Source organism: Devosia sp. (assembly GCF_028290625.1).
GTDB lineage: Bacteria > Pseudomonadota > Alphaproteobacteria > Rhizobiales > Devosiaceae > Devosia.
In genome coordinates this window covers 89,130-113,303 of sequence record NZ_JAQGJM010000014.1, presented here as the reverse complement: position 1 = coordinate 113,303, position 24,174 = coordinate 89,130, and the positions used below count along the sequence as shown (strand labels likewise).

General features: G+C 62.5%; 23 protein-coding genes and 1 tRNA gene. 16 read left to right on the top strand and 8 right to left on the bottom strand.

Features of this window, described 5'->3' with window-relative positions; translation table 11 throughout:
• Window positions 1-14: 14 nt before the first annotated feature.
• Window positions 15-1,817 carry a hypothetical protein gene (locus tag JWR51_RS08075; RefSeq protein WP_299746082.1) on the bottom strand — a complete coding sequence of 601 codons (1,803 nt, stop codon included), beginning with the start codon at window positions 1,815-1,817 and terminating at the stop codon, window positions 15-17.
• A gap of 194 nt (window positions 1,818-2,011) precedes the next feature.
• Between JWR51_RS08075 and JWR51_RS08070 the strand changes: the two genes are divergently transcribed.
• On the top strand, window positions 2,012-2,788 hold the full coding sequence (locus tag JWR51_RS08070) for an LCCL domain-containing protein (RefSeq protein WP_299746079.1): 777 nt from the start codon (window positions 2,012-2,014) through the stop codon (window positions 2,786-2,788).
• 12 nt (window positions 2,789-2,800) lie between these two features.
• Here JWR51_RS08070 and JWR51_RS08065 read toward each other — a convergent pair whose 3' ends face one another.
• Window positions 2,801-3,772: a hypothetical protein gene (locus JWR51_RS08065; RefSeq protein WP_299746076.1), complete on the bottom strand. Its 972-nt coding sequence runs from the start codon at window positions 3,770-3,772 to the stop codon at window positions 2,801-2,803.
• A gap of 218 nt (window positions 3,773-3,990) precedes the next feature.
• Between JWR51_RS08065 and JWR51_RS08060 the strand changes: the two genes are divergently transcribed.
• The 4 genes from JWR51_RS08060 (at window position 3,991) to JWR51_RS08045 (ending at window position 7,332) form a co-directional block, all read left to right on the top strand.
• Window positions 3,991-4,575, top strand: a complete 585-nt coding sequence (locus tag JWR51_RS08060; protein WP_299746074.1) for a nitroreductase — start codon at window positions 3,991-3,993, stop codon at window positions 4,573-4,575.
• Window positions 4,576-4,626: 51 nt separating this feature from the next.
• The gene (locus JWR51_RS08055) at window positions 4,627-4,875 is read left to right on the top strand and encodes a DUF2188 domain-containing protein (RefSeq protein WP_299746071.1); all 249 of its coding nucleotides are present in this window, start codon (window positions 4,627-4,629) and stop codon (window positions 4,873-4,875) included.
• A gap of 67 nt (window positions 4,876-4,942) precedes the next feature.
• On the top strand, window positions 4,943-5,749 hold the full coding sequence (locus tag JWR51_RS08050) for a transglycosylase SLT domain-containing protein (RefSeq protein WP_299746068.1): 807 nt from the start codon (window positions 4,943-4,945) through the stop codon (window positions 5,747-5,749).
• Window positions 5,750-6,132: 383 nt separating this feature from the next.
• Complete coding sequence (locus tag JWR51_RS08045; protein ID WP_299746066.1) at window positions 6,133-7,332, top strand: DUF2336 domain-containing protein; 1,200 nt, start codon at window positions 6,133-6,135, stop codon at window positions 7,330-7,332.
• Here the strand turns inward: JWR51_RS08045 and JWR51_RS08040 are convergent.
• A complete protein-coding gene (locus JWR51_RS08040) occupies window positions 7,329-8,105 on the bottom strand; it encodes an NAD kinase (protein WP_299746064.1) in 777 nt (258 codons plus the stop codon). The genes JWR51_RS08045 and JWR51_RS08040 overlap by 4 nt on opposite strands.
• Window positions 8,106-8,502: 397 nt before the next feature.
• Between JWR51_RS08040 and JWR51_RS08035 the strand changes: the two genes are divergently transcribed.
• The 10 genes from JWR51_RS08035 (at window position 8,503) to JWR51_RS07990 (ending at window position 19,012) form a co-directional block, all read left to right on the top strand.
• On the top strand, window positions 8,503-9,072 hold the full coding sequence (locus JWR51_RS08035; RefSeq protein ID WP_299746062.1) for a sugar transferase: 570 nt from the start codon (window positions 8,503-8,505) through the stop codon (window positions 9,070-9,072).
• A gap of 40 nt (window positions 9,073-9,112) precedes the next feature.
• Complete coding sequence (locus tag JWR51_RS08030) at window positions 9,113-10,456, top strand: UDP-glucose/GDP-mannose dehydrogenase family protein (RefSeq protein WP_299746060.1); 1,344 nt, start codon at window positions 9,113-9,115, stop codon at window positions 10,454-10,456.
• A gap of 81 nt (window positions 10,457-10,537) precedes the next feature.
• Window positions 10,538-11,527, top strand: coding sequence for a UDP-glucuronic acid decarboxylase family protein (locus JWR51_RS08025; protein WP_299746057.1), 990 nt, complete (start codon window positions 10,538-10,540; stop codon window positions 11,525-11,527).
• Window positions 11,524-12,597 (top strand): GDP-mannose 4,6-dehydratase, encoded by a 1,074-nt coding sequence (gene gmd / locus JWR51_RS08020; protein ID WP_299746054.1) that lies wholly within the window; start codon window positions 11,524-11,526, stop codon window positions 12,595-12,597. The genes JWR51_RS08025 and gmd overlap by 4 nt, the downstream gene beginning before the upstream one ends.
• A complete protein-coding gene (locus tag JWR51_RS08015; RefSeq protein ID WP_299746216.1) occupies window positions 12,597-13,541 on the top strand; it encodes a GDP-L-fucose synthase in 945 nt (314 codons plus the stop codon). The genes gmd and JWR51_RS08015 overlap by 1 nt, the downstream gene beginning before the upstream one ends.
• A complete protein-coding gene (locus tag JWR51_RS08010; protein ID WP_299746051.1) occupies window positions 13,541-14,503 on the top strand; it encodes an NAD-dependent epimerase/dehydratase family protein in 963 nt (320 codons plus the stop codon). The genes JWR51_RS08015 and JWR51_RS08010 overlap by 1 nt, the downstream gene beginning before the upstream one ends.
• A 19-nt stretch (window positions 14,504-14,522) precedes the next feature.
• A complete protein-coding gene (locus JWR51_RS08005) occupies window positions 14,523-15,782 on the top strand; it encodes a glycosyltransferase family 4 protein (RefSeq protein WP_299746048.1) in 1,260 nt (419 codons plus the stop codon).
• Window positions 15,779-16,537 carry a glycosyltransferase family 2 protein gene (locus JWR51_RS08000; RefSeq protein ID WP_299746045.1) on the top strand — a complete coding sequence of 253 codons (759 nt, stop codon included), beginning with the start codon at window positions 15,779-15,781 and terminating at the stop codon, window positions 16,535-16,537. The genes JWR51_RS08005 and JWR51_RS08000 overlap by 4 nt, the downstream gene beginning before the upstream one ends.
• A complete protein-coding gene (locus JWR51_RS07995; RefSeq protein WP_299746042.1) occupies window positions 16,534-17,829 on the top strand; it encodes a hypothetical protein in 1,296 nt (431 codons plus the stop codon). Before JWR51_RS08000 ends, JWR51_RS07995 begins: the two co-directional genes overlap by 4 nt.
• A gap of 10 nt (window positions 17,830-17,839) precedes the next feature.
• Window positions 17,840-19,012 carry a hypothetical protein gene (locus JWR51_RS07990; protein ID WP_299746040.1) on the top strand — a complete coding sequence of 391 codons (1,173 nt, stop codon included), beginning with the start codon at window positions 17,840-17,842 and terminating at the stop codon, window positions 19,010-19,012.
• On the opposite strand, the gene JWR51_RS07985 is transcribed toward JWR51_RS07990, so the two are convergent.
• From JWR51_RS07985 to JWR51_RS07970, 4 genes are all read right to left on the bottom strand, one after another.
• The gene (locus JWR51_RS07985) at window positions 19,009-19,953 is read right to left on the bottom strand and encodes a hypothetical protein (RefSeq protein ID WP_299746038.1); all 945 of its coding nucleotides are present in this window, start codon (window positions 19,951-19,953) and stop codon (window positions 19,009-19,011) included. The genes JWR51_RS07990 and JWR51_RS07985 overlap by 4 nt on opposite strands.
• Before the next feature lie 17 nt (window positions 19,954-19,970).
• Entirely contained in the window at window positions 19,971-20,234 is a 264-nt protein-coding gene (locus tag JWR51_RS07980) for a hypothetical protein (RefSeq protein WP_299746037.1), read from the bottom strand.
• A gap of 111 nt (window positions 20,235-20,345) precedes the next feature.
• Window positions 20,346-22,406: a Wzz/FepE/Etk N-terminal domain-containing protein gene (locus JWR51_RS07975; RefSeq protein WP_299746035.1), complete on the bottom strand. Its 2,061-nt coding sequence runs from the start codon at window positions 22,404-22,406 to the stop codon at window positions 20,346-20,348.
• Between the two features lie 92 nt (window positions 22,407-22,498).
• The gene (locus JWR51_RS07970) at window positions 22,499-23,284 is read right to left on the bottom strand and encodes a metallophosphoesterase family protein (RefSeq protein WP_299746033.1); all 786 of its coding nucleotides are present in this window, start codon (window positions 23,282-23,284) and stop codon (window positions 22,499-22,501) included.
• 71 nt (window positions 23,285-23,355) lie between these two features.
• Here JWR51_RS07970 and JWR51_RS07965 point away from each other — a divergent pair.
• A tRNA-Thr gene (locus JWR51_RS07965) sits at window positions 23,356-23,431 on the top strand.
• Window positions 23,432-23,467: 36 nt separating this feature from the next.
• On the opposite strand, the gene JWR51_RS07960 is transcribed toward JWR51_RS07965, so the two are convergent.
• Window positions 23,468-24,169: a GntR family transcriptional regulator gene (locus JWR51_RS07960; protein ID WP_299746031.1), complete on the bottom strand. Its 702-nt coding sequence runs from the start codon at window positions 24,167-24,169 to the stop codon at window positions 23,468-23,470.
• Window positions 24,170-24,174: the final 5 nt, after the last annotated feature.

The following is a 24,174-nucleotide window of genomic DNA, read 5'->3' as shown; positions in this document are numbered from 1 at the left end:
GCCGCTATGGTCGATTACTCGGAAGTCGCTGAGATATTGGTCTTCTGCAGCAGGACCGTGGGGTCTTCCTGGGCGGCCATGAAATCGGCGAGGCCGAGGCCGGCAGGATCCTTGGCGGTCATTTCGATAGTGAGTGCCTTGGCATCGCCGCTGATGAAGGCGCTGACGGCCTTGCCGACCTTCTGGGCCTCGGCAGCACCGGCGAGCATGCCCAGAATGGTGCCTTCAGCCAGGCCCGCATAGATTGGACGCATGGTGGCGGCATCCGAGCCCTGCTCGGTGGAGACGCGCTTCAGGATGATGTCGGCGAGGCCGGCATCGACCACGTTGACCTTGAGGTTGTTGATGACGACGCCCATGGCGGCGGCGAGCGAAGTATCCGGATCGATATCGAAAAGGGCCTCGGTGGCATTGCCGATGGTGCCGGCGAGCTTGACGGTGGCGAGATCGGCACCGCTGACCGAGACATCCTCGATATTGATGGCGTTGGTGGCCTCATCCCAGGCGGCCTTGACGGCAAAACCGACATCGATCGAGGTGATGCCCAGGTCGATCAACTGCTGGAACTGCTCGTCACCGGAATCCTTGGGCACATCGACGACGATGCTGTCGCCGGTGGTCGAAATGTTGGTGGGAATGCCGTTGAGATAGTCGCTCAGCGACAGATCGAAGGCGCCGATATCGGCCTTGACGCGCTGGTCGGCGGCGTCGGGATTAGGAATGTCCATCTTGAAGCCGTCGAACGAGAACCCGGCAAAAGCGGGGATCAGCGAGCGGGCATTGGCATCGAGCCAGGCTTGGTCGATGGCTTCGGGCGCGGCTTCGACGGTGGCGATCGGGCCGCTGAGGTCCATCGCCTTGAAGGCGATATTGCTCATGCTCATTTCACCATCGCCTTCGACGGCGATGCGGAAATCCTGCATGGCGATGGCGGGATAGGTGCCGGGAGCCATGCCATCCATGGTCATGCCGCCCATGGCGAAGTCCAATGGCGTGCCGTTCTCGTCGGTGCCCTTACAATCGAAGCCGCCGAAGGTGACCGGGGAGGATTCAAAGGCGGTGAAGATATCGGCATAGATGTGCAGTGCCTTGCCAATGGTCTCGGGCGAGGGGGTCTCGCCTTCGGCTTCCATTGTCTGGGACATGGCCATGATGTCGGCAAATGAGAATTTCAGCGGGCGGCCCTTGAATTCGGCCGTTTCGATCGCGCCCACATTGCAGGCGACGTCCTTGACGGCCAACGAGCCGCCTGCGGACTTGAAATCGCTGTAGAGGGTGGTGAGCTCGGTCTGGCCGGCGGCGTCGACCAGGCCATAGACGGCGAGCATGCCGCCGATATCGAAATTGGTGGCCGAGACGGCGCCGAAGCTGCCCGACACATCTTCATCGGCGGTCAGTTCAGCACCACCGAGCGACACGCTGGCGGCAACGCCATCCTCGACGTTGTCGAGAGCGACGTCCTTGAAGGTGACTGTCCCGGACTTGTCGGTGCCATCCACGGTGGACGTGAAGCTGAGGATGATCTCGGGAATGGTGATGCTGGTGGCGGTGAGGCCGGCCAGCGCATCGGCGTTCTCGACCAGGTCGCCGCTGAAAATGGCGCGCAGCGTGGTGTCGTCGACATTGGACCCCACGGCGTTGACACTGGGGATTTCGACGGTGAATTCGGGAGGCGTGGTGACGACCGGCGTGCTCTGCTCTGCGGGCGCCTTGATCTTTTCCTTGGCGATTGCGGTCCCGGTTGGCAGGGCCACGGTCAGCAGGCAGGCAGCGGCAAAAGCAGCCAGTTTGGGGCGAGACAGGATATCAAAGGTCACGGCTAACTCTCCGGGCTTGTTCGGTGCGCAATTTGTGCCATCGCGCGGTTACCAGCAATAGGCAAAGAGCGTCGTCGCGCATAGGGTTGGTCAAATGTTAAGGCGCCGTGGCTGGGCGCGCGCAAATGCTTGTCAGTCGAGCGGCGGTAAGCAATATAACGGGCACCAGACGAGACGACCGGGGCTTGATAATTTTGGCGACCAAAGTTCAGCACACCATAGTGACCGGCGCGTTTATAGCGTTGCTTTGCGTCAGTTCTGCGTCGGCCGAGTCAAACCAGCCCTCGACCGCCAAGCTCGGCACGCCGCAGGTGGCTATTACGGGCGCCGTAATCGAGGCCGATCCGGGGAGCCTGTTCAACTATGCGGGCGAGGTCGGCCAGACCTTGAAATTCAACGTTGTCGGCAGCGATGCTGGCGCGATCTGGGGCGACGGCACCTATACCAGTGACTCCGCCCTGGCTGTCGCCGCAGTGCATGCCGGGGCCTTGAAGGTGGGGCAGGCGGGCGTGGTCACCGTGGAAATCGTGCCGGGGCTCGATAGTTACGCCGGGGTCGCGCGCAATGGCGTGGTGAGCATCAGCTATGGTCCCTGGCAGGTCAGCTACCGCATTGTCGGGGCGGAGGCGACCAGTGCGGCGCAGGTGCAGCGGGCGCCGGAAAACCTGACTGTGTATCGCGGGCAGAACGGCACTTTGCTGGAATTCGAAGTCACGGGATCGACGACGGAGTCCGTCTGGGGCGACGACATCTATACCGACGATTCCTCGATAGCCGCGGCAGCGGTGCATGCCGGCGCGCTGCAGCCGGGGCAAACCGGCATCGTCGTCATCGAGGTCATGCCGGGGCAGGCCAGCTATAGCGGCTCGCAAGCCAATGGCGTGGCCTCGCGCAACTACGGCCCGTGGGATGGCAGTTTCAAGTTCGTGTTGAACGTCGATGCCAAAGTTCAGAGCAAGCTCAGCAACTAGGGCGCGACAGCCCTAGTGCGCCGTCGTCAGCACTTCGATTTCCTGGCTGGAGCCGGCCTGGACTTCGAAGTCGCGGTTGACGACCGTTTCGCCCTGCTTGGCCAGGACGGTGTATTCACCTTCGGCCAGCACGGTCGCGGGGAAGGCGCCGAGATCGGTGAAGACGGTGGTGCCGTCGGCGGTCTTGACTGTCCATTCGACGTCGGCAATCGCCTCGCCGCCGACCTCGGAGGCCAGCTTGAAGGTGACTTGGCTGGCCTTCTGGTAGAGCGTCGCGTCGGTGAGCTGGCCGGGCTCGACCCGCAGATCGGCCCGCACGATCGCGTTCACGTCGCCAAAATGGGAAACGATGTGGTAGGTGCCGGCATTGAGGGTGACGATCTCGTTGGGCCGCAGGCCTTCGGCCACAATGGTGCGGTTGGCTTCGTCGCCGGCAGTGAGAATGTCGAATTTCAGCAGGTTGGCGGGTATGGCGATATCGCCGGTGATCGCCGAATTGAGGCGCAGCGCGCCGGCGCCGATGACGAAGCTCTTTTCATTGGCGCCTTCGGTGACTGTCAGCGTATCGCTGGCTTGGGCACGGCCATAGGCGACATGCACGACGTATTCGCCGGGCGGCAACTCCACTGAGGCGATCGCTTCGTCGGACTTGGCCACCAAAGCCAGTTCGCCGCTGGCATCGGGCGTGGTGCCGAAAATGCGCCAGACCAGGCCTTCGGGAATGGTGGTGCCGTCTTCGGTGATGCGGGCCGTCAGCGAGACGGGTTGTGGCACCGTGGTCAGGGCGCTGATGGCCTCGGTGGCGGGGGTCTGCGTATCAGCAGGCACCGGTGGTGGAGGCGTCTCATCGCGATTGGGGCGCGGACGCGGCATGGGGGGCATTTCGGCGGCGGCGTCCTGCGCGAATGCCGGAGGCGCTATAGCCGCAGGCGCTAATGGCGCCAGCAAGAGCAGCAAGAGGGCAAAGACTAGTCCCGAACGCATATGTTTTCCCGGCCCCGGTAGGTACGCCCAAAATTGGCGTCGTGTGTGGAGAGTCGCGACGCAATAGGCGGCGATTGGGGAAAAGCTGTGTCATAGACGCTGACACTTTGGAACAGCCCTGTGCGCCAGCGCAGACGATTTTATGTGAATAGCCACTGGGGACTATCGTGATCGCGGCAGTCTGATTATTGGATGGCCTCAGTGAGAAGGAGATGATGATGCCGGCCAATGCAGCGATGCGCGATTATCTGATGAGCCGCAGGTCGGTAGGGCAGGCTTTTCTCAAGGAGCCAGGGCCCAATGCCGAGGAGCTGGAGCAGATCCTGACCATCGGTACGCGCGTGCCCGATCATGGCAAGCTCAATCCGTGGCGGCTGGTGCTTTACACCGGCGATGACCGGGCGCTGATCGGCGAAAAGCTGGCGGCAATGGCCAAGGCGAAGAACCCCAATCTGGAGGAGGCGGAGCTGGAGCGCGAGCTGATGCGGTTCCTGCCGCCGCCGCTGACCATCGGCGTGCTGTCGTCGCCCAAGGCCCATCCGACGGTGCCGGAATGGGAGCAGTTCCTGTCGGCCGGCAATGTGGCCTTCAATCTGGTCAATGCGGCCTTCGCGCTGGGCTACGCGGCCAATTGGGTGAGCCGGTGGTATTCGATGGACGCCGAAGCCGCCCGCATGCTGGGCGCGCGCGAGGGCGAGCGGTTTGTGGCCTTCGTGCAGATCGGCACGCCGAGCGCGGTGATCGAGGACCGGCCGCGGCCGAAACTGGACTCTATCGTATCGCGTTGGCAATCGCCGGAGTAGGATGCAACATCACGCTGGCGTCTGCGTTATGCCGGCGCAAGGGAGGCATTCATGGTTGCAGATCATTTCATCGTCGCGCGCTGCGATAGTCACTGGAAAGTGAGCTTTCACGGCTCCGACCAGAGCCCGTTTGAAACCAAGGAAGACGCCATCGTGGCGGCGGTCGCGGAAGCAAAGCTGCAATCGGCAAGGGGCCGTGAGGTTGAGGTGCTGGTGCAGGACATCGACTCGACGTTCCATAGCGCGTGGCGGTCGGGTGCCGATGACGATAGTGACGAGGAACTGGCGACGCGCGAATAGAAAGTTAACGCACGGTTAACTGATGTTAGTGTTTCATTAACCGAAACGATTCTTTCGAGACGGATTAATGGGCGTCCAGCCAATCGCGATACCGCAAAGTCTTGCCTATGTCCTGACTTCGGCGGGCGATCGCAACGGCGTGGACTTTAACTACCTGCTGCAAACCGCGATCCGCGAGAGCAGCCTTAATCCGCAGGCGAAGGCGCAGACCTCTTCCGCTACCGGTCTGTTCCAGTTTCTCGACACGACCTGGCTGCAGACCATGAAGGAGCAGGGGCCGCGGCTGGGCTACGGGCAATATGCCGACCAGATCGAAAAGACCGCCAATGGCTATACGGTGCGCGACCCCGATGCCCGGGCGCAAATCCTCAAGCTGCGCGAGGACCCCCAGATTGCCTCCGATCTGGCGGCGGCGTTCACCAAATCGAATGGCGACTATCTGAGCGCCAAATTCGGCCGGCAGCCGAGCGCCGGGGAGCTTTATATCGCGCATTTCCTGGGCGCACAGGGGGCGGAGCGGATGTTCAACGCGGGGCTACAAAACCCCGACCAGATCGCCGCCGACCTGTTTCCCCGCCAGGCGCAGGCCAACCGGACCATTTTTTACGACGAGGGACAGCCGCGCACGATCCGGCAGGTCTATCGCGCGCTGGTCGCCAAGCACGAGGGCGGGCCGTCGGCGGGCTTTGCGGCCCAGCAGTTAGCGAGCCAGCCGGTCGCCAGCGCTGCGCCCGTGGTGGCGTCGCGCTTCTCGCCGGCCAATATGTCGTTCACAGGCCTGTTCAAGAATGAGGAGCAGATCGGACCGGAATCGCCGCTGAACCCGGTCGGGGCGGGTGGTAGCGCGTTTTTCACGCAGCTTTACGCAAAATAGGAACGCGAGCCTCAATAAGGCGTTTACCCATGATCGAGGAAATTGAATAGGGCGCGAATAGTTTGAGTAAAGACGAAACCAAGTGAGCGAATTGACGGCCTGTTAAAGGTGTTCACGCAGTAATCGCCGTGTCCGTCCAGCTCTGAGGAGAGTGCCATGCGTCGTGCTTTTGCCGTAGCTGATCGATTGATCTCACTGCCAAGGGGATGGCCTGTCCTCGGGCTGGCATTGGCATCCTGGGTTCTGCTGGTTCTGGCAATCCAGATCGTGTCGAGCGTCTTCCACTATGTGGCGGCAAGCCTCTAGGCGATCACCTAAAATCATCGTGAACCGTTCCTTAAACCTTCGCGGCTAATTTCATCTCCGGGTATCCGGAGAGTAAAATGGTTGCGTACAAGGACTTCGTCCGGCTGTCTCAATCCAGCGATAGCGAAGAACGCGGTAGCGCTGCGCACCTTGCGGCCATGGCCTATCTCAACCATCAGGGTCCGGCCGACGAGCAGGCGGCTTTGTATGCCTCGCTGATCAATTTCCTCGATGATCCCTCGGTCAAGGTGCGGGCGGCGCTGGCCTATGGCCTGCTGCATGCCGACATCGCGCCGCGTCCGATCATGCTGGCGCTGCTGCATGACAGCTCGATCATTTCGCGCGCCGTGCTACAATATTCACCAGTGCTGATCGATGCCGACATTATGGGGCTCGTGCGCGGTTTCGATCTGTCGATGCTGGTGGCGGTCTGCCAGCGCGTTCGGATCAGCGAGCGCCTCGCGGCCGCGCTGATCGGGCGGCAGGAACGGCCGGTGACGTTGCGGCTGCTCAAGCGGGCGGATGTGCCGGTGGGCGCCGGGTTGTTGCAGATGCTCGCGCAAAGCGATGGACATGACGCTGAAATGCGCGGGGCGCTGCTCGGCCGCCGTGACCTGCCGGCGGCTATCCGCGCCTTGCTGGTGCAGAAAGTCGCCGTGGCGCTGGGCAATGCCCGCATCGTCAAAGGCGCGCTGGCCAGCGACCGGCTCGAGCGCCTGCTGCGCAATAGCGGCGATACCGCGCTATCGTCGATCGGCGAGCGCGAGGCGGTCAAGGCGCAAACAGGTTTTGCCGCCGGGCTGATCGGGGCCGACCAGTTGAATACGCGGTTGCTGCTGCATGCGGTGGTGACGGGGCATGTGATGTTCTTCGCCGATTGCCTGGCCGAACTGGGCCAGACGCCGCGCGACAAGGTGTTTTCCCTGCTCGAGAGCGGCAGCCGGCCGGCGCTCAATGCGCTGCTGGTGCGTTGCGGGCTGGGCGAGGGGATGCGCAACCTGTTCGCCAAGCTGGTGATGCATGCCCGCGCCGCGGACCTTGCCGATGATGCGGCCGCCCGCCACTATGTCGTGACGGCGTTGACCGAGGAATTGATCGTCGACCACGGCGGCGTCATTCCCGAGGAGCTGGAAGAGGCTTTCGCCTATCTCAGCGAGCAGAATGTGCAACTGGCCCGCAAGGCAGCGCGCGGCGTGATGGCGGCGTTCGCGGGGATTGCCAATGCGCCGATGGCCCTGCCGATGCTGGACGAGCGGCTGGCGCTGCCGGCGGCTTAATAGCGGAATTGCTCGCTGAGCACGCGTTCTTCCAGGCTGGTGCCGGGATCGAACAACAGCGTCACGCCATGCGAGCGATCTTCGCGCACGGTGACCTCCAGCACATTCTGGAACTCGATATTGTCGGCCACGGCGCTGACCGGGCGCTTGGGCGCTTCGCGCGTGATGAACTTGACCACGGCGCGATTGCCCAGGATGGCGCCGCGCCAGCGGCGGGGGCGGAACGGCGAGATCGGTGTCAGCGCCAGTAGCGGCGCCTCGATCGGCAGGATCGGGCCATGGGCCGACAGGTTGTAGGCGGTGGAGCCCGCGGGCGTGGAGAGCAGCACGCCGTCGCAGATCAGCTCCTCCAGGCGGGTCTCGCCATCGATGACGATCTGGATTTTGGCGGCCTGGTAGGTGGAGCGGAACAGCGACACCTCATTGAGCGCCAGAGCGGTCTGCGAGCGGCCGGTGGTATCGACCACCTGCATCGAGAGCGGATAGATCCGCGTCTGCTGCGCCGCCGCCAGGCGTTCGCCCAGGTCATCCTCGGAGAAGGCGTTCATCATGAAGCCCACCGAGCCGAAATTCATGCCATAGACCGGCACGCTGGTGCGCATGACGCGGTGCAAGGTCTGCAGCATCAGGCCGTCGCCGCCCAGGGCAACGACCACCTCGGCGGACTCGAAGGCGATATTGCCATAGCGCTGCTGCAGGCGCTGGGCCGCGACATCGGCCTCCGGCGTGCCATTGGTGACGAAACTGATGCGCTCGGTGGGTCGGCTGGCCACGGCATTCCCCAAAAAGACTCTAGAGCCTGATGCGGCGACTGCTATCACGCGGGCCGCCAGCGTGCCAGCGGGCAGGGGCAACGACACCGGCCGGTGGTAATTTGCACCGCGCCTGATTTGCTATTGGCATTTCTTAATATCTTGGTAACGTACGTAGAGAGACGGAAGTAATCACGCTGAAGCTGGGCAGGAGCGGGCGGCGATGCAAGTTTTGTCGTCCTATAATACTGCGCGTAAGAACGTCGATCTGACGTTGGGCGCGGCAGATTTCAGCTTTTCCTCGACTTCAACTACGGCTCGGAACCCACATCTGGTCGCAGTGCGTTATGCGAGCGGATTGTCGCTGAAATTTTCTGGCGGCGTGCCGGCTGCCGCGCAGCCGACTAGGTCGCGGACAGTGCAGATCGTGCTCAAGCGCGGCATGGATGTGGTTTTGGCGGTATTTGCCTTGGTGATACTGGCGCCAGCGCTGGTTTTGCTTGGGATCGCCATCTGCCTGACCAGCAGGGGGCCGGCGCTGTTCTGTCAGGACCGCGACGGGCTGAATGGCACGGTCATTTCAGTTTATAAATTTCGCTCCATGTATGTCGACCGCAGCGATGCCGCGGTCACGCCAGTCGGCCGGTTTATCCGCCGGACCAGTATCGACGAGCTACCGCAATTGTTGAACGTGATCCGGGGGGACATGAGCCTGATCGGGCCGCGTCCACACCCGGTGGGATTGCGGGCCGCCGGCGGCTCCTATGAAGTGCTGGTGCCCTACTACTGTGCACGTCATGTCATGAAGCCGGGGATTTCGGGTTGGGCGCAGGCCAACGGCCTGCGGGGGTCGACCGAGGATGCCGCGGCGGCCGAGGCGCGCATCGAGCACGACATCGCCTATATTCAGAATTTCAACATCCTGCTGGATATCCGGATCATGATCCGGACGGTTCTGCGCGAATTCGTCACGGGAACGGGCTATTAATCGATCCTGAGACGTCAACGCTCAGTGGGAGGTCAGTCAGATGCGCATCGCTGTTGTTGGTTCAGGGTATGTCGGCCTGGTAAGCGGCGCGTGCTTTGCCGATTTTGGCCATTCGGTCGCCTGCGTCGACCTGGATGAGAGCAAGATTGCGGCTTTGCAGGCCGGCGAAATTCCGATTTTCGAGCCGGGGCTCAACTCTTTGGTGGTCGATAATGCCAGGGCCGGCCGCCTGACTTTCTCGACCAATATTGATGAAGCGGTCGCGGGGGCCGAGGTCGTTTTCATCGCCGTGGGCACGCCGTCGCGGCGCGGGGATGGCCATGCCGACCTGTCCTATGTGTATGACGCGGCGCGCACGATCGGCCGGTCGATCAAGCAGTTCACGGTCGTGGTGACCAAGTCCACCGTGCCGGTGGGCACCGGCGATGAGGTAGAGCGGCTGATCCGTGAGGTCAATCCCGAGGCCGATTTCGCGGTCGTGTCCAACCCGGAGTTCCTGCGCGAGGGCGCAGCGATCCAGGATTTCAAACATCCAGACCGCATCGTGGTGGGGCTGGACAATGATCGCGCCAAGCAGGTGATGAAGGAAGTCTACCGGCCGCTGTTTCTCAACCAGTCGCCGCTGTTCTTCGTGACGCGGCGGACGGCGGAGCTGATCAAATATGCCGGGAATGCGTTCCTCGCCATGAAGATCACCTTCATCAACGAGATGGCCGATCTTTGCGAAGCGGTGGACGCCAATGTGCAGGATGTGGCGCGCGGCATTGGCCTCGACAACCGGATCGGCTCGAAATTTCTCAATGCCGGGCCTGGCTATGGCGGTTCGTGCTTTCCCAAGGATACGCTGGCGCTGGTCAAGACTGCCCGCGACCATGGCAGCCCGATCAATCTGATCGAGACCACGGTCGCCATCAATGATAACCGCAAGCGGGCGATGGCCCGCAAGGTCATCGCGGCCTGTGGCGGCAGCGTGCGCGGCAAGACCATCGCGATCCTCGGGCTGACCTTCAAGCCCAATACCGACGACACGCGCGACTCTCCGGCGATCACCATCATCCAGGCGCTGCAGGACGGTGGCGCGATCATCCGCGCCTTCGATCCCGAAGGCATGAAACCGGCCGCCAAGCTGCTGGACAATGTGCAGTTCGGCACCGACGCTTACGACGTTGCCAAGGGGGCGCATGCAACGGTGATCGTGACCGAATGGAACCAGTTCCGCTCGCTCGATCTGGCCCATTTGAGCACCATCATGGCCGAGCCGGTGCTGGTGGATTTGCGCAACATCTACAATCGGGCCGATGCGGTGGCGCATGGGCTGATCTATTCGAGCATCGGCCGACCGGAAGGCGCGGCGGCGGGGCACTTGGCGGAAGCGGCGGAATAAGCCGATACGTCGAGGATTTCGAGGCGACTGAGTATAGGCGCCGCCTCCGGCGGCGCTGTCGAGTATGAGTGGGGGCTCATGATGGGGAAGCGGATACTCGTGACTGGGGGCGCCGGATTTATCGGCTCCCATCTCTGCGACCGGCTGGTTCGGGGCGGCAATGACGTGCTGTGCGTCGACAATTTCCTGACCGGTAGCCAGGCCAATGTGGTGCACCTGCTCGACAGCCGGCATTTCGAGGTCATGCGTCATGATGTGACCACGCCGCTCGATGTGGAAGTCGATCAGATCTACAATCTGGCCTGTCCCGCCTCGCCGTTGCATTACCAGGCTGATCCGGTGCGGACGACCAAGACCAGCGTTTTGGGCGCGATCAACCTGCTCGATCTGGCCAGGCAGTTGGGTGTGCCGATCCTGCAGGCTTCGACGTCGGAGGTCTATGGCGATCCCGAAGTGCATCCGCAGCCCGAAAGCTATCTGGGCCACGTCAACGCCATCGGTCTGCGCGCCTGCTACGACGAGGGCAAGCGGTGTGCCGAAGCACTATTTTTCGATTATCACCGGCAGCACCAGGTGCAGATCAAGGTCATCCGCATCTTCAATACCTACGGCCCCAACATGCATCCCGAAGATGGACGGGCGGTGTCCAATTTCATCGTGCAGGCGCTGCGCGGCGAGGACATCACGGTTTATGGCGATGGCCACCAGACGCGGTCGTTCTGCTACATCGACGACTTGGTGAAGGCCATGGTCACGATGATGAATACCGATGGATCGGTGACCGGACCGATCAATATCGGCAATCCCGACGAAATCCATATCGCGCAATTGGCCAAGCTGGTGATCGAGATGACCCGGTCGCGCTCCAAACTGGTCCACAAGGCCCTGCCGGTCGATGACCCACGACAGCGCAGGCCCGATATCGCGCTGGCGCGCGAGGTTTTGGGATGGGAGCCGAGCGTGCACTTGCGCGCCGGACTGGCCCGGACCATCCGCTATTTCGATGAACTGCTGCAGGTCGACGGCACCGTCAAGGCGCGTGTTCTTGCCGGCATCGGGACAGGACTTTGAGTTCGCCCAAGGTTGCGCTGATCACCGGCGTCACGGGACAGGACGGCGCCTACTTGTCGCAACTGCTGCTGGACAAGGGGTATATTGTCCACGGCGTGAAGCGTCGGTCTTCGTCGTTCAACACCGGGCGCATCGAGCACATTTATCAGGACCCGCACGAAGCCGACCCGCGCTTCGTGCTGCATTATGGCGATATGAGCGACGCTACCAACCTGATCCGCATCGTGCAGGAAACCCAGCCGGACGAAATTTACAATCTGGCGGCGCAAAGCCATGTCCAGGTGTCGTTCGAGACGCCCGAATATACGGCCAATGTCGATGGCCTGGGGACGCTGCGCCTGCTTGAGGCGATCCGCATTCTCGGTCTAGGGCGGAAATGCAAATTCTACCAGGCCTCGACGTCCGAGCTTTATGGCCAGGCTCGGGAGGTGCCGCAGCGCGAAACCACGCCGTTCTATCCGCGGTCGCCCTATGGGGTGGCCAAGCTCTATGCCTATTGGATCGTGGTCAACTACCGCGAAGCCTATGGGCTCCATGCCTCTAACGGCATCCTGTTCAACCATGAAAGCCCGTTGCGCGGCGAGACTTTCGTCACCCGCAAGATCACGCGAGCGGCCGCCGCCATCCATTTGGGGGTCCAGGATAAATTGTATCTCGGCAATCTCGATGCGCAGCGCGATTGGGGCCATGCGCGGGACTATGTGCGCGGCATGTGGCTGATGCTGCAGCAGGAGAAGGCGGACGATTACGTGCTGGCCACCGGCCGGACCACTTCGGTGCGCCAATTCGCCGAATTGGCATTCGAAGATGTTGGTATTGCGGTGGAATGGACGGGCCAGGGGGTCGATGAAAAGGGCCGAGACACGAGGACTGGCCGGGTCGTGATCGAAGTCGATCCGCGCTATTTCCGGCCCACCGAGGCGGATCTGCTGCTCGGCGACCCCGCTAAGGCCTATGAGAAATTGGGCTGGACGCACGAAATATCGGTGCGCGCGCTGATCGCCGAAATGGTGCGCGAAGATCTCAGGGGCATGCAAACTGCGCCCGCTATGGCGCGAGAGGACGCGTGATGTATGCGCTGTCCGGCAAGAAGGTCTGGGTGGCGGGCCATGGGGGCATGGTGGGCGGCGCCACGGTGCGGCGCCTGCGGTCCGAAGGGGTGCAGTTGATCACGGCCGATCGGCGCGAGGTCGACCTCAGGCGCCAGTCGGAAACCGAGGCGTTCGTCGCCAGAACCCGGCCCGATGCCATTGTGCTGGCGGCGGCCAAGGTCGGCGGCATTCTGGCCAATGACAGCTTTCCGGCCGATTTCCTCTATGACAACCTGATGATCGAGGCCAATGTCATCCATGCGGCCCATTCGAGCGGCGTGGAAAAACTGCTGTTGCTGGGGTCGTCCTGCATTTATCCGCGGCTGGCGCCCCAGCCGATCCCGGAAGATGCGCTGCTGAGCGGGCCGCTGGAGCCGACCAATGAATGGTACGCGATCGCAAAGATCGCCGGGATCAGACTGGTCCAATCCTACCGCAAGCAGCATGGCCATGATTTCGTCTCGGCTATGCCCACCAACCTTTATGGCCCCGGCGACAACTTCGATCTGAGGTCCGGCCATGTGCTGCCGGCCCTGATCCGCAAGGCGCATGAGGCCAAGCTCCGGGGCGACACGGAAATCACAGTGTGGGGCACGGGAACGCCGCGCCGCGAATTCCTGCATGTCGATGATTGCGCCGATGCGCTGGTGTTTTTGCTGAAGAATTATTCGGAGTTCGAGCACATCAATGTGGGGTCGGGCACGGAGATCAGCATCCTGGACCTGACGCGGATCGTCTGCCGCGTGGTCGGTTTTACCGGCACGATTGTGCAAGATCTGTCCAAGCCGGACGGCACACCGCGCAAGCTGATGAGCAGCGACAAGCTGCGCGCCATGGGTTGGACGCCGCGCATTGGATTGGAGCAGGGGATTGCCGACACCTATCGTTGGTTCCTCGACCATGCGATTCTGGAATCGGCGTGATGGGCAAAACGGCGGTCATCACCGGTGGCTGTGGGTTTTTCGGGACGCATCTGATGCGGGCGCTAACCTCCGATCCGGCCTATGAGCGCATTATTCTGGCCGACATAAACCAGCCGCGTGAGTTGTCGGCAAAGGCCGAATATGTCCGCGTCGATGTCTGCGAGGAGATCGATCTACCGGTGTCCGGCGAGGTCGAGGTCTACAATTTTGCCGCCGTGCATACGACGCCAGGGCATGAGGATTGGGAATATTACTGGACCAACGTGGCGGGGGCCACCAACGCTTGCCGGTTCGCCACACGGGTCGGCGCGCGGCGCGTGGTTTTTGCCAGCACCATGTCGGTCTATGGACCGCAGGAAGTGCAGGTTGATGAGGCCACGGTGCCGAGGCCGGTCAACGCCTATGGCCGCTCCAAGCTGCTGGCGGAGCATATCCATCGCGATTGGCAGGCTGGCGACGCTGCCAACCGGCTGCTGATTGTGCGGCCGGCCGTGATTTTTGGCGAGGGTGAACGGGGCAATTTCAGTCGGCTGGCCGGGCTGTTGCGGCGGGGCCTGTTCGTCTACCCGGGCCGAACCGACACGATCAAGGCCTGCGCTCCGGTGGAAGATTTTCCGCGCAGCGTCGCCTTCATGAGCGCGTTCGACGAGCCCGTCCTCACCTATATCTACGCCTACCCGGAGCGCACGACGACCGAGATGATCAACCGGAGTTTCGCGGTGGCCGGCGGCTTCAAGGCGCCGAGCCTGGTCATTCCCGCCGGCCTGATGATGGCCGGGGCGCTTGCCTTTGAGGTGCTGGCAAAAATCGGGCTCAGAACCTCGATCAACCGCGTCCGCATGGGCAAACTGCTGCATTCGACCAACGTGTATCCCCGTCAATTGCTCGATCGCGGGTGGACGTTCCGCTATTCACTGACCGAGGCCTTGGCACGCTGGAAAACCATCAGCGATTTCAATTGATGATGGAGCTCGGCCGCGCATGAAGCTCCTGCTGCATGATTATAGCGGCCACGCGTTCACCGCCCAGTTGGGGCGGGCATTGGCCTGCCGGGGCATCGAGGTCGTCTATGCCTCGTTCGAGGGGTTCGAGACGCCCAAGGGGCGAGTGGCCGGCATGACGGATGATCCGGCCAGTTTTCGCGCGGTGCAGGTCAGCATTTCCGGAAAATTCGACAAGGACAATCTGCTGAAACGGCATCGTCAGCAGCTCGAATACGCGCGGCGAATACGCGAGCTTGTATTGGCTGAGCGGCCGGATGTGGTGCTGTCTGCCAATGCGCCAATCGAGGTCCAGGAGCACGTGATGGTCGCGTGCCGGTTGCTCGGCGCGGCGTTCGTATTCTGGGTGCAGGACATTCATGCCGAGGCGATCGAGCGGATCATCGGGAAGGCGAATGGCGTTCTGGGCTGGCTGGTGGGAGCCTATTATCGGGGCAAGGAAGCGCGGCTGCTGCGGAATAGCGACGCGGTGGTGGTGATTGCAGAGGCGTTCCGCGAGGTGCTGGCCGGTCCGCGCTGGGGCCTGGACGTTGCGGACATGGTGGTTATCGAGAATTGGGCCAATATCGCCGACATGCCGGTGGCGTCGCGCGACAATGCCTGGGTCCGCCAGAACATGCGGGAAGGGCGACGCGTGGTCTATTCCGGAACGCTGGCCCGCAAGCACAATCCAGACCTGCTGCTGGAGCTGGCGCGCCAACTGGATGCCGATGTGTATCTGTTCGCCCAGGGATCGGGAGCCGATATCGTGCGCGATACCGCGGCGGCGGAGGGACTGGACAATGTCATCGTCAGGCCCTGGGTTTCGGTCGACGATTTGCCGAGCATGCTGGCAGGCGCCGATATCGTGGTGGCGATCATCGAGGCGGAGGCGGGCGTATTCTCCGTGCCGTCCAAGGTGTTGAGCTATCTGGCGGCGGGAAAACCCATATTGGCATCGATTCCGCTGGAGAATCTGGCGGCGGTCAACATGATGCGGGAGGGGGCTGGGTTGGTTGCGGCGCCGGGTGACAAGGCGGCGCTGATACGGCATGGGCACACCTTGTTGGAGCAACCGGAGCTGCGGGCGAGGATGGGGCAGGCCGGTCGGGCCTATGCGGAAAAGGCATTCGATATCGAGGCGATCGCGGCCCGTTTCGAACACATCCTGCGCCGCGCCGCGCGCTCATCCAAACTGGAGACCGTGCCGGTTGAGGCCGGCGAGACGATTTCTGATCTTGGGATCGGAGAGCGGGTGTGAGATTTTCGATCGTCACCATCGTCTGGAACAATCTAGACGGGTTGCGGAAGACAGCGCAGAGTCTGCGGGGACAGCAGCGCGATCTGTTTGAGTGGATCGTCGTGGACGGCGGATCGACCGATGGCACGCTTGAGGCGCTCGGTGAATTCTCCGGCCTGATCGATCATTTCCAATCGGAGCCCGATCGTGGGATTTACGATGCCATGAACAAGGGCATTGCCCGGGCCAGCGGGCTATATGTGTTGTTTCTCAATGGCGACGATATCCTGTTGCCCGATGTTTTGGCGCGAACCGAGCAGCGGCTTTCCGACGGGCCTGGCTATAGCCTGATTTTCGGGGAAGTAGCGCTTCTGTTCAGCAATGGCCGGATCCGGCATCGCAAGGTGCTGCCGCCCGAAATCCATCTTTGGCACCGCATGCCCACCTCGCATCAGGCGACGTTCATCAGCCTGGCCGAGCACCGGCTCATTCCGCACGACCTGAGCTATCGCGTCAGCTCGGACTATTACACGATTGCCAAAATCTACCAGAACCGGCGCAACGAAGTCCTGCTGCTGGACTATGAGGTGGCACAGACGCCGATCGGCGGGGCATCGTTCACCGCCCGGCATCCGATGCGCATGCTGCGCGACCATTACCGAATTCAGACTGATGTGCTGAATGTGCCAGTCTTCGTCAAATGGGCAAGCCTTGTGCGCAAGGCGGCGACCATCGGTGCCATCAGGATAATCCAGATCTTGCCGGGGCGGGCATGATGGGCGAGGGGCGGACCGGACAGTTGGCGGATGTGCTGACGCCGGTGTTCGCCCTGGGCTGTCTATTTGCCAATTTCACCTTGGCGTATCCGGGCGGTTACCCGCTGAACGGGTCATTCTTTGCTCTGGCGGCGTCGGCCATGCTGACGCTTGTCATCGTGGGCCGAGTGCCGCAATCGCCGCTGCTGGCGACGGCGATCGTGGTCGCTATCGTGGCGATAAAGGCAATTGGGACCGAAGATGTTGTCGAGTCGGCGAAGTCCGGCGTGCAGATCATCGCCGCGGCTCTATGCCTTTGCGTCTTCAGCGTGCGGCGCGGCAACTTGGTGCATCGAGAAGGCTTCAGCGTGCTGTTCGGCCGGCTGATGACGCTGCATGCCGTGCTGCTGATCGCGCAATGCATTGCGCTCAACGTCTTTGGGTCGTTCGCCCTGCAAAACCCATTCGGACCGTTCTCGGCCATCGGGCCGGTGGGGGAGCTTGATACGCTGCCCGGACCCTATCTGCCCTACGAGGACGGGGTCATGCGCCCCAACGGGCTTTATTCCGAACCCTCAGTAGCTGCGGCTTACACCGTCTTTGCGCTGGCTTGCGTGCTGTCGGCGACGACACTTCGCAGCGGGCAGAAAGTCGTCATGTCGGTGGTTCTGGCGGCGGGGGCCTTTGCCACCTTTGCCTTGACGGGCTGGGCCATGCTGGGCGGCGTGCTGGTCTGTTTCATGCTGTTTGGCGCAGGCAGCATGAAATCGAGCCACAGGTTGGGCCTGTACGCACTGGCACTGCTGGCGATGGTTGCAGCAGCTATTGTGGGCGGTTCCTATCTCATGGACCGGCTCCAGGGCGCGGACGAGATCGGCGGGTCGATCTATATCCGGTTCACCGGCCCGTTCATGCTGATCGGCGAGGTGCTAGGCAATGGCCTGCTGGGCCTGCCCATCAATGATCCGACTTTCCTGCTCACGCGGAATTATCTCGTCGATTTTGCGGGTCGCCAGTTCTCGACGCTGGACAATTTCTATGTCTGGCTGATCGTCTATTTCGGACTGGCGGGACTGGGCTTCTTTCTCTGGTGCCTGTTGCAGCTGTGGGGGGCGCTCCGGAAGAAGGGCAATCTTGCTTTGCCGCTCGTGGCGATGGCGCTGTTCGCGGCCGCCACGGGGGCTGGATACAATGGCGTGTTCATCCTGCCGCTGGCCGTGGCCTTGTCGATTGTTCGATCGGGGCAGGCGCGGGCCTTGGCCGAACAAACCGCAAGCGGAGCCGCCATCCCGATTAGTCTGGCGGCGCAATGACCGGTCCATTGTGAGGCGCTTTGTCTTCAGCCTGCTGTTCGGCGGCGGCGCCTTTGCGAGCCTGATGCTGATCTCGGCCGAAATCGGCATGCTGCGCAGCGAGGGCAGCGTCGGGCCGTTCCTAGTCTTCTACTCGGCCGTTTATATTTTGGGGCAGGTGGCCTCGCTGGCCGGATACCAGCGCGGGCCGTATCTGGTTGCGCAAAATCTCGATGCCTCGGGACGATTGAAGTCGCGCGCCGGCGTCGAGGCAGTTCTGTGGCTGGTGATCGTCCTGGGTGTGCTGCTGGCCTATCTGGGCGGGGACTCCAGCATCGCGGCCTTTGGGGCCGGCGCGAGCCTTGTCGGCGTCCAGTTTGTTGTCAGCGGCGTGGCCAATGGGCTCGGCCGTTTCGTCATGTCGCGCCTGAATTTCGTAATCGTGCCGAATGCCATTTTCATCATGGCGATGCCGTTCGTCGCGATGGACACGATGCGGTTGTATGGATTTTGCCTGGCGGCAGGGGCAGGGCTGGGCTTGATCGCTCTCCGGTCCGTCGGCTGGCGCAGGGCGTCCGCTCCCGTCGTGGTCGGTCAGCCGGTCAGGGTGCTGGATTTCGCGTCATTGGCCGTGACGATCCTGGTGAGCAGCATTTCCCAGATCGATTTGTGGGTCGTCAGCCTATTCGTAAGCGGCCAGGAGCTGTCGTATTATGCGTTTGCCAGTCGAATGACGGTGGTTCTGACCTTCCCAGTCATTGCCTATATCAACTCCATTCAGCCGGTCCTCGCCAGCTTCGTGGCCGCCAGGGACCGGGCCGCCGTTCAACGCATTTTTGGACGCTCCTATGGCGCCGTCAGGTTGATGGTCGTCGGCCTTGGCCTGGCGGCGCCGATATTTGCCAGTGTGTGGGGCTATGTGGTGTTCGGCGCCTTTGAATGGCGCATCGCTGTGGTCGCGGCGGCGGCTTCCCTCGGATACACGCTGTCCGCGCTGGTGCCGCCGTTCGAGGCCTTGAGCTATGCCCGAGGTCGCGAGGGGAGATATTTGGCGCATGTTGTGGCCGGTATCGCCGTGCAGGCGGTTGCTGGCGTTTTCCTGGTTGCGACCGGCCTGTTTTATCTGCTGCCGGTGGTGGGCGGCCTCGTTCTCGGGGCGATCCGCTATCGGATGCGCGGAGAACTCGACCACCCCAACCACTAGCTGGCGATCACCAGTCGCATTCCGCTGGCGCTGGAGTCTTCCAGATCGTAACTGCCACTTTGGCCCTCGACGTTCTGTGTACTGGCATCGTCAAAGGCGAGCGCGAGGCTATATGTGCCGCCGGGCAGGGACAGGGACGCGGCATCGGCCGCGCGGGTCGCGGCGGCGCCCGAGGTGATGATCGGGCTCGATGCAACGGCTTCCTTCGCCAATTGTGGCGCGTAGATGCGCAGGGTGACATCCAACAGTTCGCCCGGCGACAGATTGAACATCAGCGCGCGCATATCGAGGCCAATCGTTCCCGGGCTGCTTGTCCACCAGGTAGCCGCAACGCGGGCACGCGCTTCCAGATGCTCCGGACGATCAGCCGTAGCGTAGGCGATGGTGGTGCCAATCTCCTCCACATTGAGAAATGCACCCGTGATCGCCGGCCAGGTGCCGGCGATCTTCTTGTAAAAACAACTGGCAGTCCATTGCTCGCCGATCCCGGCGGCAATCGCCGCGGCGCAGACGAGGCGAGGGTACTGATTGCCCCCAGTGCTGTTTTCGTGCTGCAGGCGCAGTTCGATAAAGGGCAGGCCGGCTTCGGTGCCGGTGGCGGTGATCTCGGCGGTGGCGAAGTCGGCGATGGTCCAGCCGGTGGGCAGCGTACCGCCCGCGCCGATGACGCCGACGGCAGCGCCGGCCATTGCGGCGTTTGGTACGCGATTGGTCCCGGCCGGTTCGAGCAGCAGGCCATGATCGGTCAGGGCTGGAACATCGATGGCGAAGCTGTGCCAGGCGCCACTGCTGTCCTGGGCCAGTTTCGGCGTACTTCTGGTGAAGGCGAGCGCCGTTGCCCGATCCACGGCAACGCCGCCGCGCATGTAGCGGTCATTGACGAAATCGGCGACGTAGCCGGCGTCGGCCGGCCACCAGGGATAGCTAGGGCGCCCCGTCATCAGGGTGAGGCCAAGCATCATAGCAGGCCGACCAGCGCGGTGGCGGTGGTACCCGTTGCCTTGACGCGGCGCACGCGGATGGGAATGATCGAGCCGGTCTGCAGGCCCGCTAGGGTCAATTCCACGCCCGAGGCGAGCACCGCGACGACGCTGCCACCGTTGCCGACATAGATGGCGCGCGTGGTTTCGCTCAGATCGGTCGTGTCATTGGGGGTGATGGGAAAGCCGGTCTCGGCTGGTGCTTCCAGGCCGCCGGCATGGTTGGCGTAACGATCGGGCATTGGGTCCTCGCTCAGATGGTTCGAGCCGGATTATGCCGCGCCGCCAAAGGAGGAGGACAAGCTGGGCAGGGTGGATAAGCCGCCCTTCCCACGCATTGCGATCGCAGGCGGTCAGGCCCGCGAAAAATAGGAGCCGTAGCGCTTGGCATAGCTCGGGGCCGAGCTGTCCTGCTGGTTGAGCACGGCGAGGATTTCGGCGCCGTGGGACTTGGCGGCGCCCAGGCTGGCCAGGGCCTTGCGTGCCTCGGTTTGCGGCGTAGAGGCGTAACGCACGACGAACACGATCACGTCGGCATGCTGGGCAATATAAAGGCTGTCGACGACCGGCCCGATCGGCGGAGTATCCAGCACCACGATATCGAAACTGCGCCGCGCCGCGCTGACCAACTGCACAAAGGCCATGCTGGCGATCAACTGATCGGTGGGAAGGCTGCTGCGGTGGGCGCCGGCAATCACCGTCGCCGGGCTGAGCGGGTCCTTTGAGGTGATGGTCTGGATATTGATCGCATCGCCAGCCTCGGCGGTGAGATAGTCAAGGAAGCCGACCGATGGTTCGATCCCGAGTTGGCGATGCACGCTGGGCTTGCGCAGGTCGCAATCGATCAGCAGGGTCGATTTTCCGGACAGGGCATAACTGCGCGCCAGCGCCAGGGCGGTGGTGGTCTTGCCTTCGTCGGGAGCAGTCGAGGAGACCATGATGACGATCCCCTGTCCCAGCACCGTGCCGGTCTTGGCCGCGCGATCGACCGAGGCCCGAACCCGACGGACCGATTCTGAAAACACCGAAATCGGCGCGTTGACCATCAGCTCGGCAAAGCTGGTCTGGTCCGAACGTACGGTTTTCAGCCGGGGCAGGGACGAGGCGACCTTGACGCGCAGCACGGATTCCGCCTGCTCTTCGCTGCTGAATCCGCCGATGACATTTTCGTAGAGAAACGCCAGGCCGACGCCGATGCTCAGCGCCGCAAGGGCGCTGAGCGGCAGGATCAATTGCGGATTGGGAAATGAGGGGCTCGCCGGCACCAGAGCGGGCGAGACCACGCGGCTATCGGCCACCTGCAGGTCGGCCTGCGCGCTCTGGTCCTGGGCCCGCGCCAGCAGCGTCTCGTATTGCGCCCGGGCAATGCTGGCGTTTTGCTGGGATTCATAGATTTGCGTCAGCACGCCGGGCGGCAGGTCACTGTTGAGGACCGCGGTGCGAAGAGTGTCGCGAAGCTGATTTCCGTTGTTCTGTCCCTCGGCGATCGTTGCCTGCAGGGCCGTCAGTTCGGAGGTCGCCGCATCGTGCAATTGGGCATCGATGCCGTCGATTTCCCCATGCTGCTGGGCGAGCGCCTTGAGCGCATCGGATGCCAGGGAGGTTGGAAGCTCGCCCCAACTGCCCGTGTCGAGGCTGCGCCGGACGATATCGGCGGTCAGGGTATTTTGTGTGCCGGCATTTTTGATTGTTTCGATCTGGTTGGCCAGGGTGGCGAGCTGGCTATCGCCGGATTGGCCGGCGAGGCGATCGATGTTGTCGTAAATGAAGGTATCGAAGGAGTTTTCGGACGCCACGATTGCCTGGCGCGCCTGCTCGATCCGCGCCTGCAGAATGTCGCGCGATGCCAGGGTGCCGGCCACCTTGGAGGCGATCTGGTCCTCGATATAGGCTTGGGTGATAGCGTTGGCCAAGTCGGCAGCGCGTGTCGGGTTTTCCGAACGGGCCTGTACCGCGATCACATAGGTCAGGCCGCGGCGCTGGGCGCTGACAGCGGCGCGCAGCCTGTTCAGCACTTCACCCAGAGCCTGCCCATCCATTGGTGCTTCAGTGTCGGGCCGGAGCAGCGCCAGCAGGCGCGTTGTCCATCCGGGGCCCGCCCCGAACTCGCTGTCGGAGACCAGTCGCCGGTCCTCGATGACCTTCATCAGCACCGTATCGGAGCGAACGAGTTCGACTTCGCTCTCGACCCGGGCACTGTCGGAACCGCTGTTGCGAACCTGGTTCTCCGGCTCAAGCAGATCCTTGCGGCTGGGATCGACCATGATCAGCGCGGTGGCGGTATAGATGGGCGTCAGCGCTAATGTCGCCAGGCCCGCAGCGGTGACGATGGCCAGGGTGGTAATCGCAATCAGTCGAAATTGCCGGCGCAACAAGCCAAAAATGGCCCTGATATCGATTTCGCCATTGTCCATGAAGACCCGCCGCAATCCGATCGCATTGCATTGAGCCTAGCTACAAATCACCGGATTACAGAGTCTTGTCGAACGCAATTCTTCCAATTTTATCAATTGCCGACTTGAAGTATTTCTGGGTCGCCATGTTGCGTCAATCTGACTGAAGTCAAGACGCCGGTCATGGCTGCGCCGGTGTCGATGCCGATGCGCCAGGGCGATAGGGTAGGGGTCGCGGCAGGGGTGTGACCATGCACGACGACGATCCCGGGCTCGAATGGGGCATCGTCGCCGGGGCGGAGCCAGAGCAGGTCGCGTTCGCTCTGCTGCTCCAGCGGCACGCCGTGCCGCAGCCCGGCATGGACGAACACCATGTTGCTAACCCGCAGATAGACGGGCAGGCCGCGCATGAAGTCCACATGCCGTCTCGGCACGTGGTTGTCGAGGATCTGGCGGCGTTGCTCCACGGTTTGGGCGTCAAAGTAGCCGCTTTGCTCATCGATGGCGTAGGATAGCAGCGTCTGGTGGCCGCCAAACCGAAGCCAGTCCGATCCAGAGAGCGGCTCTTCGAGAAAAGCCAGCATCATGGTCTCATGATTGCCGGCGAGGCAGATGCGCCGATATCCGGGTGGCACGGGCGACATCAGGTGATCGAGCACTCCGGCGCTGTCTGGGCCACGATCCACATAGTCGCCCAGCATGACGATCCACTTGTCGCCCTCGAACATGGCGCCATCGGCGTAAATGGCCTGTTCGAGGCCCTTGAGTTCGGCAAGGCACCCATGAACGTCGCCGATCGCATAGATGACGGAGGGCCATTCGGGGGTGGTCAGGCGCTGGCGGTCAGGCGCTGCGGGCTTGGGCGTGCCGAACAATGAACGCATAAGCGATTGCAGCATGGTATCAGTCCGTTTCGAGGCCTCACCCACTATTGCCCCGCACGGCGCGCAATGCTAGATGCGGTCGCGTCGCCGGTATAGCTCAGTTGGTAGAGCACCTGATTTGTAATCAGGGGGTCGCGGGTTCGAACCCTGCTGCCGGCACCATGTTTTTCCAGAAATTCGCGACCACCCGCACCACGATCAGGTCTGAGCCAGCACTTCGCTGCTGGTCTCGATGCCGGTTCGGGCCGATGCGACGTGGCGGCGCATGAGCATTTCGGCGAGTTCGGCGTCGCCGTCGGCGATGGCGTCCACGATGCGCACGTGTTCGATCAGTGCGCGCTTGGCACGGCCGGGGACGATGCGGTGCTTCATGCGGAACAGACGGAACAGCGTGTAGTATTCCCCGCACAGCAGATCGAACAGATGCTGGCTGCGGGCCATTCGGGCGATCATGAAATGGAAGTCCGAATTCGCCGTGGCCTGCCAATAGAGCATGGCATCAGGCTCGGCGAGGGCTTGGGTGTGCTTGGCCAGCATGGTGCGCAGCTCGGTGATTTCCTCGACCGTTGCGTTGCGGGCGGCCTCGCGGGCGGCCAGGCCTTCGAGCACTTCGCGAATGCGGAATAGCTCTGCCGCCAGGGCGCTTGTCGGCACGATGACGCGGACGCCCTGACGCGGCAGGCGAGTGACGAGCTTGCGACCTTCCAGCTGGCGTATGGCCTCGCGCAGTGGCCCGCGGCTCACTCCATAGCGTTTGGCGAGACGCGGTTCGCTCAGCTTGCTGCCGGCGGGGAATTCGCCGGTGACGATGGCCTCGCTCAACTGTTCGAACAAGGAATCTGAGAGCGAAGTGCTCTCGTTGTCGTTGTCAGGTTCGGTTTGATCCATCAGTTCAGTCACCAGGG

Excerpts from the sequence above, each read along its gene's own strand:
- JWR51_RS08065 (WP_299746076.1), bottom strand. The coding sequence starts at position 3,772 with ATGCGTTCGGGACTAGTCTTTGCCCTCTTGCTGCTCTTGCTGGCGCCA.
- JWR51_RS08060 (WP_299746074.1), top strand. The coding sequence starts at position 3,991 with ATGCCGGCCAATGCAGCGATGCGCGATTATCTGATGAGCCGCAGGTCG.
- JWR51_RS08055 (WP_299746071.1), top strand. The coding sequence starts at position 4,627 with ATGGTTGCAGATCATTTCATCGTCGCGCGCTGCGATAGTCACTGGAAA.
- JWR51_RS08050 (WP_299746068.1), top strand. The coding sequence starts at position 4,943 with ATGGGCGTCCAGCCAATCGCGATACCGCAAAGTCTTGCCTATGTCCTG.
- JWR51_RS08045 (WP_299746066.1), top strand. The coding sequence starts at position 6,133 with ATGGTTGCGTACAAGGACTTCGTCCGGCTGTCTCAATCCAGCGATAGC.
- JWR51_RS08030 (WP_299746060.1), top strand. The coding sequence starts at position 9,113 with ATGCGCATCGCTGTTGTTGGTTCAGGGTATGTCGGCCTGGTAAGCGGC.
- JWR51_RS08025 (WP_299746057.1), top strand. The coding sequence starts at position 10,538 with ATGGGGAAGCGGATACTCGTGACTGGGGGCGCCGGATTTATCGGCTCC.
- JWR51_RS08015 (WP_299746216.1), top strand. The coding sequence starts at position 12,597 with ATGTATGCGCTGTCCGGCAAGAAGGTCTGGGTGGCGGGCCATGGGGGC.
- JWR51_RS08010 (WP_299746051.1), top strand. The coding sequence starts at position 13,541 with ATGGGCAAAACGGCGGTCATCACCGGTGGCTGTGGGTTTTTCGGGACG.
- JWR51_RS08005 (WP_299746048.1), top strand. The coding sequence starts at position 14,523 with ATGAAGCTCCTGCTGCATGATTATAGCGGCCACGCGTTCACCGCCCAG.
- JWR51_RS07995 (WP_299746042.1), top strand. The coding sequence starts at position 16,534 with ATGATGGGCGAGGGGCGGACCGGACAGTTGGCGGATGTGCTGACGCCG.
- JWR51_RS07985 (WP_299746038.1), bottom strand. The coding sequence starts at position 19,953 with ATGACGGGGCGCCCTAGCTATCCCTGGTGGCCGGCCGACGCCGGCTAC.
- JWR51_RS07980 (WP_299746037.1), bottom strand. The coding sequence starts at position 20,234 with ATGCCCGATCGTTACGCCAACCATGCCGGCGGCCTGGAAGCACCAGCC.
- JWR51_RS07975 (WP_299746035.1), bottom strand. The coding sequence starts at position 22,406 with ATGGACAATGGCGAAATCGATATCAGGGCCATTTTTGGCTTGTTGCGC.
- JWR51_RS07970 (WP_299746033.1), bottom strand. The coding sequence starts at position 23,284 with ATGCTGCAATCGCTTATGCGTTCATTGTTCGGCACGCCCAAGCCCGCA.